The organism is Rhizohabitans arisaemae, assembly GCF_025996515.1.
GTDB classification, from domain to species: domain Bacteria; phylum Actinomycetota; class Actinomycetes; order Streptosporangiales; family Streptosporangiaceae; genus Rhizohabitans; species Rhizohabitans arisaemae.
This window is the reverse complement of sequence record NZ_BLRH01000010.1, coordinates 1-944: the sequence shown is the minus strand read 5'-3', so window position 1 is coordinate 944 and position 944 is coordinate 1. Positions and strand designations below refer to the sequence as shown.

At 67.6% G+C, this 944-nt stretch carries 1 pseudogene; it reads right to left on the bottom strand.

From position 1 onward, the window contains the following. A pseudogene (locus RUR_RS06660) lies at positions 1 to 893 on the bottom strand (IS5 family transposase). Positions 894 to 944: the final 51 nt, after the last annotated feature.

Below are 944 nucleotides of genomic sequence, written 5' to 3'. Positions count from 1 at the left end.
CTAGGGCCTGTCTGACAATTCGGAGTGGCGGAGCCAGAGCACAACAGATGCGAGGGTGACGCCTGCGAGGTAGCGGCTGGCGAGCTTGTCGAAGCGGGTGGCGATGGCCCGCCACTGCTTGAGCTTGGCGAAGCACCGTTCCACGAGGTTGCGGTCTTTGTAGGTGGCGGAGTCGAAGGCGGGAGGACGGCCTCCGCGGTTGCCTTTGCGCTTGCGGTTGGCGATCTGGTCCTTGCGTTCGGGAATGACCGCCTGGATACCGCGCTGCCGCAGGTGGAGGCGGATCCTCCTGGAGGAGTGGCCCTTGTCGCCCAGCAGGCGATCCGGGCGGGTGCGGGGCCGGCCGAGGGGACGGCGCAGCCGGAACCCGGCCATCACCGCTTCGAAGGCGGTGCAGTCCACGACGTTGCCGCCGGTCAGATGGAGCGTCAGCGGCAGGCCGCGGGCCTCGGTGATCAGGTGGAGCTTGGTGGTGAGTCCCCCGCGGGAGCGCCCGAGGGCTTGTCGCCTCTGGGACTCCTTCGCATCGATCGTCCCGCCGTCGTCCCCCTTTTTCGCGCTCCGGCGGCGTGCTGGTGGGCGCGGGCGACGGTCGAGTCGATGCTGACGGTCAATTCGACTGTGCCGATTGAGTCGTCCTTGACCTGCATGTCCTCCAGCAGGCGCGCCCAGGTGCCGTCCTCGTCCCAGCGCTTGAACCGCTCGTAGCAGGTCTGCCAGGGGCCGTAGCGCTCAGGGATGTCCCGCCACGGCGATCCGGTCCGCAACCGCCACAGGATCCCGTTGACGACCTCGCGGTGGTCCCGCCAGGGCCGTCCCCTGCCATCCGTCGTCGGCAGCAGGGGTTCGATTCGCTGCCAGGCCTTGTCGGTCAGCTCACCTCGTCGTACCACGAGTGATCATCTAACCGCACCCACCGTGATCATTTGTCAGACATCGCCTAA